The 13291-nt window shown below is 66.8% G+C and carries 10 protein-coding genes; 5 read left to right on the forward strand and 5 right to left on the reverse strand.

Annotation, left to right across the window (positions count from 1 at the left end; translation table 11 throughout):
- The coding region (locus tag EB084_09110) for an NAD(P)/FAD-dependent oxidoreductase (GenBank protein NDD28407.1) at nt 1–1115 on the forward strand (1115 nt) is incomplete at its 5' end.
- Nucleotides 961–3468 (forward strand): ATP-binding cassette domain-containing protein, encoded by a 2508-nt coding sequence (locus tag EB084_09115; protein NDD28408.1) that lies wholly within the window; start codon nt 961–963, stop codon nt 3466–3468. The genes EB084_09110 and EB084_09115, both read left to right, overlap by 155 nt.
- A gap of 18 nt (nt 3469–3486) precedes the next feature.
- On the opposite strand, the gene EB084_09120 is transcribed toward EB084_09115, so the two are convergent.
- Complete coding sequence (locus tag EB084_09120; protein ID NDD28409.1) at nt 3487–4539, reverse strand: site-2 protease family protein; 1053 nt, start codon at nt 4537–4539, stop codon at nt 3487–3489.
- 10 nt (nt 4540–4549) lie between these two features.
- Between EB084_09120 and EB084_09125 the strand changes: the two genes are divergently transcribed.
- A complete protein-coding gene (locus tag EB084_09125) occupies nt 4550–6115 on the forward strand; it encodes a hypothetical protein (protein ID NDD28410.1) in 1566 nt (521 codons plus the stop codon).
- Nucleotides 6116–6151: 36 nt separating this feature from the next.
- Nucleotides 6152–8089, forward strand: a complete 1938-nt coding sequence (locus EB084_09130) for an adenylate/guanylate cyclase domain-containing protein (protein NDD28411.1) — start codon at nt 6152–6154, stop codon at nt 8087–8089.
- Between the two features lie 31 nt (nt 8090–8120).
- On the opposite strand, the gene EB084_09135 is transcribed toward EB084_09130, so the two are convergent.
- Nucleotides 8121–8813: an HNH endonuclease gene (locus tag EB084_09135; protein ID NDD28412.1), complete on the reverse strand. Its 693-nt coding sequence runs from the start codon at nt 8811–8813 to the stop codon at nt 8121–8123.
- A 33-nt stretch (nt 8814–8846) separates the two neighbouring features.
- Here EB084_09135 and EB084_09140 point away from each other — a divergent pair, with 33 nt between their 5' ends.
- On the forward strand, nt 8847–10946 hold the full coding sequence (locus tag EB084_09140) for an RNB domain-containing ribonuclease (protein NDD28413.1): 2100 nt from the start codon (nt 8847–8849) through the stop codon (nt 10944–10946).
- A 22-nt stretch (nt 10947–10968) separates the two neighbouring features.
- On the opposite strand, the gene EB084_09145 is transcribed toward EB084_09140, so the two are convergent.
- From EB084_09145 to EB084_09155, 3 genes are all read right to left on the reverse strand, one after another.
- On the reverse strand, nt 10969–11463 hold the full coding sequence (locus EB084_09145; protein ID NDD28414.1) for an N-acetyltransferase: 495 nt from the start codon (nt 11461–11463) through the stop codon (nt 10969–10971).
- A complete protein-coding gene (locus EB084_09150; GenBank protein ID NDD28415.1) occupies nt 11460–12935 on the reverse strand; it encodes a hypothetical protein in 1476 nt (491 codons plus the stop codon). Before EB084_09150 ends, EB084_09145 begins: the two co-directional genes overlap by 4 nt.
- 64 nt (nt 12936–12999) lie before the next feature.
- Nucleotides 13000–13291 (reverse strand): FHA domain-containing protein (locus EB084_09155; GenBank protein ID NDD28416.1); only part of this gene is annotated, 292 nt, incomplete at its 5' end.

Consider the following 13291-nt stretch of genomic DNA (forward strand, 5'->3'; position numbering starts at 1 on the left):
TGCCGTGGCCGCAGACGGCCTTCTCGACCTGCCGCCCGGCGCGACCCTCGTGCTTCGTCGCGCCCGTCACTGAGCGCGCGCCCCCCGCGTTGGGGCGATCCTATAGGAAAAGCACACTCCGCAGCGTAGTTAGCGGCGTGCAGATCGACATGCCCGACATCATCGTTGTCGGCGCGGGGCCCGCGGGAACGACCGCGGCCCACGCGCTCGCCCGCGCGGGGCTTGTCGTGTTGGTGCTCGAGGAGCATGCGTCGGCGGGCCTGCCCGTTCACTGCACGGGCATCGTCGGGGAAGCGCTCTTCACAACGTTCGACCTCCCCCGCTCCCTTGTGCGGGAGACCCTCAGCCGATTCCGCGTGTTCGCGCCTTCCCAGGAACGCTACTTCGATCTCGAAGCCCGTCCGGGCACCTCGTCGGCGGCCTATGTGCTCGACCGGGCGGCGCTCGATCGCACCCTCGCCGAACGCGCCGCGGAGGCCGGTGTCCGCTTCCTCTACGGGGCCCGGGTTCGGGAGGTGACGAGCGAGACGGAAGAGGTGCGGGTCCGCGCCGAGATCGGCGGTGCGCAGACGATGCTGCGCGCTCGGCTGTGCCTGCTTGCGTGCGGGGCCATGTCGAACCTTCCCGCGCGCAGCGGAATCGTGCCTCCCCAGACCTATCATCGCACCGTGCAGGCGACCTACGCGCTGCCGGATGTGAGAGACGCAGAGATCCACCTCGGCCACGCCGTGGCCCCCGGGTCGTTTGGCTACGCGGTCTCCCTCGGTGACGGAACCGCCAAGATAGGGGTGATCAACCGTCTCGAGGCGCGCTCCGGATTTCGCGCCCTGGTCGAACGCTGTATCGCCGGATTCCCATGGGCGCCGCCCGCCGCTCGGTTGCAGGGCGCGTCCTGGCCGTGGGAGACGCCGCAGGGCAGGCCAAGACCACCACCGGCGGAGGCATCTACTACGCCATGCAATGCGCCCAGACGCTGGCCGAGACGGTTCTCGAAGCGCGCAAGGGACGCGACTTCCGGCTGCCGTGGCTGGCACGATACGAGCATCGGTGGCGACAGCACCTGGGCTTCGAGCTTCGGGCCGGGCTCTGGATGCGCAGGCTGCTCGAGCACGTGAGCGACGACGAGGTGTCGCGCCTGGTGGCCGCCGTCGACAGCGCGGCCGCGCGCGCGCTCATCGATCGCGACTGGCGCTTCGACTATCATCGACGCCTGCTGCTCACGCTGGCGCGCATGCCGGAGGTGCGAGAGCCCCTCTGGAGCGCTCTTCTCCGCGGCGCCGTGAGCGGAGGGCGCGGGCGTTCCGCCGAGACCCGCTGCGCCGTGCCCTTGGTGGGGAGGCCGTCTTGAGTCGCGCGGAGCCCCTCGGCGTGCCTGCGACCATCGTTCCGGGCCTGCTTCGAGGCGCCCCCGTTCGCTACCCCATCACGGGTCGAGAGAAGATCGGCATCGGTCGAGACGCAGGGAACCGGGTGCGCCTGCGCCATCCGCAGGTCTCGCGCGAGCACGCGTCCATCGACGGCAGCGAAGGCCGCTGGATGCTGCTCGACCATGGATCGACGAACGGGACGTTCCTCAACGAGCGACCGGTGTCAGGGCGCGCAGAGCTTCGCTCTGGCGACCGCATCCGTGTCAGCGACTTCCTCTTCGTCTTCTCGGAGCGAAGCGGCGGCGGGCTGCTCGAGCTCTTCAGCGAAGAGGGGAACGCCCGCCTCGACGTCATCGCGCTTCGTCGCGACGTGGGCGGAGGGCAGCTGATCCTGCGCGACGTCTCGCTCACCGTGATGCCACGTGAGTTTGTTGCCGTGGTCGGAGTGAGCGGTGCCGGCAAGTCGACCTTTGTCAATGCCGTGAGCGGCTTCCGGCCTGCAGACAGCGGCGCGGTGCTGCTCAACGGCGTCGATTTCTATGCCAACCTCGACGCGTTGCGCGAGTCGCTCGGCTACGTGCCGCAAGACGACATCATCCATCGTGAGCTCACCGTCTATCAGGCGCTCTACTACGCTGCGCTGCTGCGGCTCCCGGAGGACATGGGGGCGGGCGAGGTCGATCAGCGCATCGAGCAGGTGCTGGTCGAGCTGCAGCTCACCGAGCGGCGCAACCTGCCCGTGTCGCGCCTGAGCGGAGGGCAGCGCAAGCGGGTCAGCATCGGGGTCGAGCTGCTCACGCAGCCTCGCCTCTTCTTCCTCGACGAGCCCACCTCTGGCCTCGATCCAGGGCTCGAGGGAGAGATGATGCGCCTGTTCCGGAGGCTCTCCGACGCGGGACACACCCTTCTGGTCATCACCCACGCCACAACCAACATCCACCTGTGCGATCAGCTGGTCTTCCTGGCCAGGGGAGGGGCGCTGGCCTACTACGGGTCCCCGCGAGGGGCCTTGACCTATTTCGGGGTGAGCGATTTCCCCGAGATCTACGCCCAGATCGAGGGCTCCGATCCGTTGATGTGGGAGCGACGGTTCCGGGCCAGTGAAGAGTATCGTCGTCTCGTCATCGAGCGTCTCGCGCAGGTCCCCCTGGCGGTGGTCCCCCCGCAGGCCCGCGCCGCCCTCGAGACGCAGGTTCTCGCCCCCGGGAAGTCGACGGTGGACGTCACCCCCGCGCCCGCGCAGACGCCCCCCCAGGCGCCGATGGCAGCGCATCGCAGCGTGCGACGCACCAGCGCCATGCGACAGTTCTTCATCCTCAGCCGCCGGTATCTCGAGATCGTGTGGCGCGATCGGCGCAACCTGCTGCTCATGCTCTTGCAGGCGCCCATCATCGCGGGTCTTCTGGCCATCGTGTTCGACGCCGACATCTTCGACGTGTCGAACGGGAACTTCGTGCAGGCGCGCACGTTCCTGTTCCTCATGGTGTGCTGCTCGATCTGGTTCGGAACCAGCAACGCGGCGCGCGAGATCTGCAAGGAACGCGCCATCTACCGGCGCGAGCGCTCCGCAAACCTGCAGATCGCGCCCTACGTCTTCTCGAAGGTCGCCGTGCTGCTCGGGCTCTGCGTGGTGCAGAGCGTGACCATGATGGCCGTCATCCGCAGTCGCATCGCCCTGCCGGATCTCGGGAACGTGTTTCTCGAGAAGATGTTCCTCGTCTTGCTGCTCTCGTCGGTCGGGGGCCTCGCCATGGGGCTGCTGCTCTCATCGCTGGTGTCGAATCCAGACAAGGCGGGCAGTCTTGTGCCGATCATCCTCATTCCCCAGCTGGTGCTGGCGGGGGCCCTCATCCCGCTGAAGGGGCTCGCGCAGGACGTGTCCTACGTCATGCTGAGCAAGTGGGGCTATGAGATGCTGGGCCAGGCCGCGCGACTCCAGGAGCTGCCTCGTCCTCCCGCGCTGTCATCGGCGGAGATCGAGCCTGCGCTGGCCCTCGACATCTCGTTCGCGGGTCATTTCTGGGTGCTGACGTGCTACATCAGCCTGCTGCTGCTGGCCACCTGCATCGTGCTGGCGCGCAGCGAGTCGGTGGAGTCGTGACGACCGGGCAGACCTCGCTCAGTGCAGCGGGGTCACCTCGGTGACCGGCCAGGGGCAGAAGGTCAGGATGAGCGCGACGAGCGACAGCAGCGCGCATACGTGGGCCGCGCGACTCGGTGGGGTTGCCTCATCGGTAGGCCCGGGATTGCCGGTGAAGCTGAAGATCAGGACCACAACGGCCCAGACGTACCACCCCGGCCAGTAGCGCCATCCCAGCACCGCGAGCCCCGCTGACAGCAGCTTTGCGCAGCGCCGCTGCACACGGTCGCAGATGTAGGCGCGAAGGATGTGCCCCCCGTCGAGCTGCCCGCCAGGAAGCAGGTTGAGCGCCGTGATGAGCGTGCCGAACCAGCCCGCCATGACGGCCGGGTGGGCCACCAGCTCCTGGCCTGGAAGGAGCCGAGGGCCGCACAGCGCGGTCATGAGGCGCATGAGAAGCGGTTCGCCGAACACGATGCAGGGCTCGTACATCGCTTGAGGGGCGGCACCGTGGGAGAAGGGGAGGGCGCAGGCAAGGACGATGAGGGTCGCCCCGAGTCCGGCCAGGGGGCCCCAGGCCCCCAGCTTGATCATGGCGTCGCGATCCGGAGGAGGGCTGCGCATCTGGATGAACGCCCCCATGGTACCGAACAGCAGGGGCATGGGGATGACGTACGGCAGGGTGGCTCGGATCCCGCAGCGGCGGGCCGCCACATAGTGACCGAGCTCGTGGCTGAGCAAGATGAACAGCACCCCGCAAGAGAACTCGGCAGCCTCTATCCAGCCCCTCGCAGCGCTCTCCGCAGAGGGTTCGACGAATCCGAAGCCCGCCTGGAAGGTGGTGCCCACGGCCAGCAGGAGCAGCAGCGCGGGGACTCGCCATGCGTTGATGGGGCGGGCGGCCCCCTTTGCCGGCGCCAGAGAGAGAACGCGGGGCACGCGATTCGGCCGGAGGAACGCGAAATACCCTAACTCAGAGAGGCGCCAGGCGCCATTGCGATCGGGCTGTCGTCCGGGCGGAACGAGCCCGACCAGGTGAGAGCCGTTCGTCTCGAGGGTCAGCGTACCGTATGCCTCAGCCGCGACACGCACGACCTGGGCGGTGTCCGGCGCGCAGGCGCTCCACGAGATCTCCGGCGAGAAGCACAGGGGGCACTCGAACGCGGCGCTGTGCGCGACGCTGTGCGCGGTTCGGAGGCATTCCTCGCAGGTGACGGTGATGACAGCGTTCGACACCCGCCAGAAGTTCGCTCTCTGGGGCCAGGAGCCTCTCTGGAGCCGATCACGCCAAGAAGGGGAGACCGCCGCTTCGAGCAGGACTGTGCGCAGAGTCTCCGAACTGCCAACCCTGCTCAATGCGCCAGCCCAGACGCGGAACACGCGTTCGCTCGGCGGCGGCGCCAGACTACCAGAGGGAGATCGCCCCGTGATGCCTGCTTCTCGTCCCGTCTCCTCCCCGCGCGCCCTGCGGCCTTCAGTGGCCGCCCTCGCCGTCGCACTCGCCGTAGCGACGCTCGCTTCCTTTCTGACCCAGCCCGCCCACGCCGACAACAAGACCGTTGTGGCCAGCGTGGTCGCCATCGACGGCAAGCTCACCGTCGAGCGACCCGGTGCGGGGAAGTACGCCGCATTCGTGCAGATGCCCGACTATGTGGGCGACGTGCTCAGCACCGACGCCAAATCGGTGGCCGCTCTCGAGTTCGTGGTGGGTGGCAAGATCGGTGTGAACCCGAGCAGCTCGGTGATGATCACCGGGAACCGCAGCGCCAGCGACGGCAGCGGGCACGTGCTCAACGTGAAGAGCGGGGCCATCTGGGCCAAGTTCGACAAGCAGAAGAGCCCGCTGCTCATCAAGACGCCCAGCGCCACCATCGGCATCCGCGGCACCGAGTTCGTGGTGAACAGCGACGACAAGGGCACCACCATCGACGTGTTCGAGGGCAACGTGGCCTACGCGCCCAGCAAGCCGGGTGACGAAACCCCCTTCCTTGCCCCTACGGCCCCTGTTGCGGGGCCTGGGTCACGCGTGTTCATCGACGCCGCGCTGAAGGCCAAGGTCGAGACCTACGACCCGGAGAAGCTGCGCAAGGAAGACGCCGACCGCTACAAAGATCTCGCCACCGCGCTGCAGGCGCTGCGGTTCATCTCGAACATCGCCGGCTTCATCCCAGGCGGGTCGAACCTCTACCCCGCCATCGGATACGCAAACCTGGCCGTCGAGGTCATCGCCAACCCCGAACAGGCGGCCAAGGATTTTGCCGCCAGCCAGATCGAGAGCCGCGTGCCCATGGGCGGCATGCTGGGGGGCATGATTCGCAGCGCCGGCAGCGGCGAGAAGAAAGACCCCGATTTCCCCATCGATCTGAAGCCCTACAACCAGGATGGCGTGAGCCCGAGTGACCTGGCCTTCTCGTGGAAGGCCTTCAAGAACGCGAAGTCCTACGTGGTGCTCGTGAGCCAGAACGAGAGCATGGACCAGGCCAACCTGCAGTGGGCTGCCTCGGTGAAAGACGCGAGCGCGGCCTACCCCAAGGACGGACCGCCCATGCAGGCCGGCGCCAAGTACTTCTGGCGCGTTGTGGCCATGAACGACGAGGGCAAGGCCATCGGAAAGGCCAGTCAGTCATGGTTCACCGTGCCGAGTGACTACAAGCCGGCCGGACAGTAGCCCTCGGTGAGCCGCACCGGAAGTAGACGGTTCGTGATGGGCGGCGCCCGTCGCGGCCGTCTCTTCTTTCTCATGCTGCTCGTTGCGCTGACCGCCCTCAACCATCAGGCGTTCACCCGAACCGACGACGAGCACGCCAGGCTCAGCGGCGCGCTCTACCCCTATGAGCTGCAGGCCTATGACCTGCTCGTGCGATCGCTCGGCACCCAGGCGTGGGACGATCGGCTGCGCATCGTGGGGGTCGACGATACGTCGCTGCAGGAAGACTGCCTCGGACCGTGGCCCTGGAACAGAGGCGTGCAGGCCCGTCTGCTGCAGATTCTCCGCGAGAACGGGGCGGCTACCGCGGGCTTCGACTTCCTCTTCGTCGAGAACCTCGACGCGGGAACCCAGGCCTTTGTCAAAGAGCTCGGTGCCTTTGGCAAGGGCGTACTCTCTTCGAAGCTCGCGCAGACCGGCATGGGCTCCGAGGAGAAAGCCCTGCTTCCGCTCCCGGAGCTGGCGAGAGCAGCTGCCGGGGTGGGCTACATCAACGTGAACACCACCGATGACCTGCACAGCGCAAAGCTGCGGCGAACCACCCTGGCCACACGGGTCGGCAATGGCTGGCAGTACTCGTTCGATCTGCTCGTGTACGCCACATCCCGCGGGCTCACGTCGCGAGACATCTCGGTGGAGGCGAACGGGGTGCGCGTGGGAGCCGAGCTGATTCCCACCAATGAGCGGCAGGAGCTGCTGATCAACTACTACCGCGAGACAGTCACGGATAGCGCCACGGTGGTGCATCTCGCCGACATCCCGTACTGGCGCATGATCGGCGCCCCTCCGCCCGCGGGCTACGTGGGGACGACGGTTGCCCCCTCGCGGGCACTGATCGAGAACGGTGTCTTCCTGATGGGGGTGTGGGACACCACGGTTCTCGGCGATGTGGTCGAGACTCCCGTGGGGCGCTACCCCGGTGTGGCCGTTCATGCCGAGATCATCAACACGATGATGCGCCAGGCGTTCATCCGAGAGTCGCGGCCCTGGGTCGATGCGCTGCTGCTGCTCGTCCTCCCCCTTGCACTCGCATGGATCTTCCAGCGCGTGAACGGCGTCTTCGTTCTGCTGACTGCCTTTGGTGTGATGGGGGGACTGGTGGGTAGCGCCGTCGTCCTCTTCAAGCACGGCTGGTGGATACGCGTCCTCGGTCCCAGCGTCGCCGTGTTCAGCACGGCGCTGCTGGTGGTGATCTACCAGTTCATCCGAAGCCACATGCTGCTGCGCCAGTTCATCACGCCGGAGCTGGCACACGACCTTCTCCTGGCGGAGGGGGCGAACGCACACACCACCGAGCAGGACTGCACCGTCATCTTCAGCGACATCCGCGGCTTCACCACGCTCAACGAGCAGATGCCCCCCACCCGGATGGTCGAGCTGCTCAAGGAGTACCACACCCTCACGGTGCCCATCTACGAGCGGCACGGGGGGCGGTGCCTCGACTACCTGGGTGACGCCCAGATGGTGGTGTACGGCGACCCCATGAGCCTGCGCCGCGCGCGCGAGAAGAACCACGCCGTGGCCGCCCTCACCGCGGGCCTCGAGGTGCACGAAGCCATCGAGGCCATGAACGCGCGGTGGGTCGAGCGGGGTGACCCGCCCTTCGACGTGGGCATCGGCGCGTGCAGCGGCGTGGTCGCCGTTGGCGTGCTCGGGGCCGACACCGCCCATCTGCAGTACACGGTCATCGGTGACGTCACCAACACGGCGGCTCGCGTGCAGGGCCTGAGCCGTGACCTGCGCGCCCCGGTCATCTGCACCCAGAGCACCGCGGACCGCGCGGGCGATCGCCTGGTCACCGAGCGCCTCGAGTCGGTGTCGCTGAAGGGGAAGTCAAAGGACGTCGTCGTCCATCGCGTTCTCGGGGTCTCAGGCGATGCCCGGGGAATCGAGCGGATGCGCGCGGCAACGGCAGATTCGGCGGTGACAGGCTGAGAGGGCAGGGCGCCCACGACGCGCTGCCCCCTCAGAGGTCCATGACCTCGTCGATGCTGAGGTTCCAGAAGAGATAGCGGGCCCATCCCACGCGACTGGCATCGCGCTTCACCATGATCCACGGGATGTAGGCCGGCCGCTTCGGCTTGCGAACGAGCGTCATGTTGGCCTCATCCGGCGTGCGGCTGTTCTTGCGCGTATTGCACAGCGAGCAGGCGCACACGCAGTTCTCCCAGGAGCTCGCCCCGCCGCGGCTTCGGGGGAGAACGTGGTCGATGGTATCTCCCAGGCGGCCGCAGTACTGGCAGGTGTGTTCGTCGCGCAGCAGCACGTTCTTCTTGGTCATCGGGACGTCCTTGTGCGGACGGACGATGTAGTAGAGCATGCGGATGATCGATGGCATCCGGATGCGCAGGCGCGTGCTGCCGATCTCGCGACCGTCGATGGACTCGACGACCTCGGCCTTGCCCTTGTAGATGAGTTTGACGGCACGCTCGAGCGTGGCGACGTTGAGGAACTCGTAGCTGGCATTGAGCACCAGGACGTGGTCGTGAGCGGACACGGCTTCAACGTTTCCTTCTTCCCCCCCACATCGGTTCGCCTGCGGCCGGATCTCCGTGAGGGAAGGTCGCACCGTGGGGAGAGCCCCACAGGCTAAACGTAGCACACGGCCAGCGCTTGCGTCAATCAAGTGCAGCCGCGCCACAACAGGCTTTTCAGTCATCTCGAGACACCCGGTCGGGCTTGACGCCCCCCCATGCCTCTTCTATACTGTCAAAGCCATGAAGCAACCACCCACTCCTCCTGGAATCGCCATCTCATGACCGCACCGGGCGCGCTGGTCGAGTTCTATCACGAGAAGAAGGTCGTCTGCGGCCTCTGCCTGAAGGCCGACAAGAAGAGTCTTCACCTGCTCAACGAGGAGAATCGAGAGATCGGGGTTCCTCCTCAACGGGTGGTTCTGAGCGTGGCGGGCTTCATGAATCCGTCGGCGCTGCGGGAAGACGCCGTGGCGGCGCTGCGCCGGGCAGCAGGGGAGCGCGAGTCGATCAAGGCCGGGATCGCGATCTGCGACCTCTGGGACCTGCTGTGCGATGAGCCCGGGCAGTACAAGGTCGAAGAGCTGGCGTCGACCTGGTTCAGTGGCGCCGTCGCGCCGGAGCAGGTCTCGGGCATGCTGCGAGCCCTCAACGAAGACCGCATCTACTTCGAGCGCAAGAACGACCTCTACGTGGCAAACGCCCGCGAGCGGGTCACCCAGCTGCTCGAGAGCATACAGGCAGAGCAGAACAAGATCATCGAGCGCGAAGCCATCTCGGCGTGGCTGCAGCGCGTCTGGGCGTTGCGCGGGGGCGGTGGGGCCGCATCCATCGCCCGGCCCGACTGCCTTCCCAAGTACCTCGACTGGCTCGAGGATGTGGCCTTGCACGGGCCTGAGTCGAGCCGCTCAAAAGAGATACAGACCGTGCTGACCAAGGCGGGCATCTCTCAGCGCGACGCCGCCTTCCAGGTTCTGGTGAAGGCCGGGGTCTGGTCTGTGCACGAGAACCTCGCGATTCACCGGACCAAGGTCCCCGTCACGTTCTCGGCGGCGCTTCTCGAACAGGCAGCGACCTATCCGGCAAAGATCACCGACGGCGCCTGGCGTCACGATGGCCGGGTCTCGCTCACCGAGCACGCGGCGGTCACCATCGACGACATCCACACCGTGGAGACCGACGACGCCCTGAGCGTGCTCCCGCACGAACGAGGCTGGGAGGTAGGCATCCACATCGCTGATCCGGCCGAGTTCATCGAGCAGGGGAGCCCGCTCGATCGAGAGGCGATGCATCGCGGCACCTCAATCTACTTCCCCGATCAGAAGATTCCCATGCTCCCGCAGGTGATCGGAACCGACGTCTGCTCGCTCGTCGCGGGAGAGGAGCGTCCGGCGCTCTCTGTTCTCGCTGTCCTCGATGACGACGGCGCTGTGCTCGAGACCCGCATCGTCGAGTCGGTGGTGCGCGTCTCCCGCCGTCTCACCTATGACGCCGTCGATGTCGCCCTCAGCGCAGGGACCGACGAGATGCTGAGCCGCCTGCACCATCTGGCCTCGAGCCTTCGCCGCCGCCGCCTCGAAGGAGGCGCGGTGTTCGTGCCGTTTCCCAGCGTCGAGGTGCACGTCGAACGTGGGGAGAGCGGTGAGCCCGAGGTCACGGTTGACCGACAGGAGCACGACACGCCAAGCCAGATCCTGGTCTCAGAGTTCATGATCCTCGGCAACCACGCCGCGGCGAGGTACCTCATCGACAACGGGTTGCCCGGCGTGTATCGCGGCCAGCCTCCGCCCAGCGAGCCCATCACCTACGAGGCCCCGTTCACCGCGCTCGACGGCTTTCGCGTGCGTCGCTTCCTGAAGAAGAGCGAGACGAGCCTCGAACCCATACGTCACTCGGGGCTGGGTCTCGACGCCTACGTCCAGTTCACATCTCCCATCAGGCGCTATCTCGATCTCGCCCTGCACCGACAGATCAAGACGCATCTGCGCCAGGGGCAGCCGGTCTACACCCGGGAGGACATGGAGCGCCTGGCCATGACCTGTGGCGCATGTTCAGAGCAGGCTGATTCGATGGAGCGCAGCCGGAAGTCGTACTGGATCTACCGCCACCTCGAATCCTGCCTCTGGCAGGAGCAGCGCGCAACGGTGCTGCAGGTCTTCCCCGACCGCTACCACGTGCAGCTCACCGACACTCTTGTCGAGGCCGACTGTCCGAGCGTTTCGGGTGCCTCGGTATCGCCGGGCGATCAGATCAGCGTGAAGATCGACATCGTCTTCCCCCGCGACAGCGTGGTGCGCGTCTCCGCCCTCGTCTCCTGACGCCAGACGACCCGCGAAGAGGTCATCCGAGCGGCGGCACGTGCTTGACGATCTGATGGCGCTCGACCTCGAAGCCCAGACCCTTGAGTGCCGTGCCCAGGGTGCGCTCGTTCGAGCGGGTGACCTCTCCCACGAGATACAGCATGCCGCGCTGTGCGGCGAGCTCAACGGCTGCGCGGATGAGGCTGTGCACCACGAAGCGACCCCAGTGCTCTCGCTTCACGGCCACGTCGTGGATCAGGCACTGCCGATCGCCGGTCGACGACTCGACGGAGTGCAGGTCGAGCATGATGTAGCCCAATCGCTCTGCGGTCTCCTCATCGTCGGCAACGAGGATGCGGAAGTCCTTGTCGAGCAGGGTCATCTCGAGCTGAGCCAGGCTCTTGCGGGCGCGCTCCCTGACCACCTGCGGATCGACCCGTCGGGTGTGGGGGATGCCGTGGACCACCATCTCCACCGAGAGCGCGCGCACGAAGGGGATGTCATCGAGGCGAGCCGGTCTCACCCTCGTCTTCAAGTCTCTGACCCCTCTCCACGCGCACGGCGTTCCACGTCGGCGTCACCCGCCTTGCGCGCGAGGCGGCGCATCTCTCCCTGCGCCAGCAGGGTCTGGCCGCTCGCCTGATACAGCGCGATCAGTGCGCGGTGGGCTTCGATGCTCGCGATCGCATGATCGGTGAGCGAGATGGCTTTTCGATAATGGCGGGCCGCTTCCTCGGATCGGTTCGTCGCGCGCAGCGCGTGGGCCAGCTGAAGGTGGTGCGCGCCAATGCCCGGCCCCGTGTCGACGGCACGTCGTGCTGCCGAGACCGCCTCGACTGCCTGACCCGCGCGCAGCAGGGCACGGGAGAGCATCATGCTCATCTGGGCGCACTCCGCTGGCGGCAGCGCGTCTGACAGCAGCAGGCGCTGAAAGGCGAGCGCCGCGTCGTCGAAGTGCTGCGCCAACAGGTGCGCCACGCCCTCCATGTAGAGCGTGAGAGAGGCGTCGAGGGGGTTCTCCTCCCTCGCGCGCGAGAGATGCGAAACCGCTCGCGCCGGATCGCCTCGTCGCAGGAACAGAAAGGCGACATCGAGGGCGCGAGGGGCGTATCTTCCATCGATGGCGGCGGCTTCCGCCGCAAGGCGACGGGCGTCATCAGAGCGGCCGAGATCGCTCGACACGAGCGATTGCTTGAGTCGCGCCGCCGCCGCCAGCCAGGGTTCGCGAGCAGCGGCCTCATACGCCGCGAGGGCGTCCGAGAAGCGCCTCTCGGCGCGGGCCGTGTCGCCCCTGCGCAGGTGTCGCGCCGCAAGAGCCGACGATGGATCGTGGCCGGAGAGCAGGCGCAGGACCAGGTCACCCACGTAGCGATGCTCCAGGGGCATGTATCCACCCTCCACCGAGTAGGCCACGGTGATCATGGCGGCGCGATCGAGGAGGCCGCTGAGCGTTTCGGTGATTACCTCGACATCGGTGAACAGCCCATCATCGTGATCGAGGAAGTAGTCGGCGTCGATGTCGAGCAGCATCGGCTCCTCGATTCGAGGAAGGTTCTCGATGGTGCAGAGCGTGAAGGGGCGTCCGAGAACAGTGCCGCGCACCGTGCCATCGATCAGATGGAAGCTGGCGTGATCCGCGAGGGTGACCTGATACCACTTCTGCAGCTCGACGCGGGTGAACGTGAGGAGATCTGCCTGTCCGGGCAACCACGGCGGAATGACCCAGACGAGGCTCGATACCGTGCCATCGAGAAGTGCGGGGTAGAGATAGTTGCCTCCGTGGTACCCGCCCCATGGCAGGTGCGGATCGGCGCGCAGCCCCCGCAGCGATTCCGGCGTTCTCGCCTGACGCATGGCCTCGATGTGCGCGGGGGTGAGGCCTTCGTCGGAGAGATCGAGATGCGCGTCGAGATGCACGCACGTGATGCCGGCCACGTTGCCCCCACGCCAGGCCGGGTAGGCGTCGCCGTGGTCTTCCATGATGACGCTGCGCTCACCGCTCGTCATGGCGACAGTGGCGCTTCGCCCAGCAGCACAACCGCTCGAAGGGGGCTCCCCACCAGGGTCGGCTTCAGTCGACCGCGAGCACGCGAACCACTGTTGCTCGCGTGAAGCGAACCTCGTCGCCGTCGTGCAGAATGGCTTCTTTGAGACAGATGCTGCGATTCACCATGGAGACGCCGTCTAGAGGGCGCAGCAACAAGCCGCGCTCCGATCGTTCGAGCACGGCGTGGGCCGCCGAGAGGGTTGTGTCCTCCGGGAAGGCGACCTGGTTGGTGGGAGAGGCCCCCACTGTCACGAGTGGCGTTGTGGTGGGATCGATGCGCGAGGCCCCGCCAAGCACGATGCGGGTGCCAGGCGCG

Source organism: Pseudomonadota bacterium, from assembly GCA_010028905.1.
In the GTDB taxonomy this organism is placed as follows: Bacteria; Vulcanimicrobiota; Xenobia; order RGZZ01; family RGZZ01; genus RGZZ01.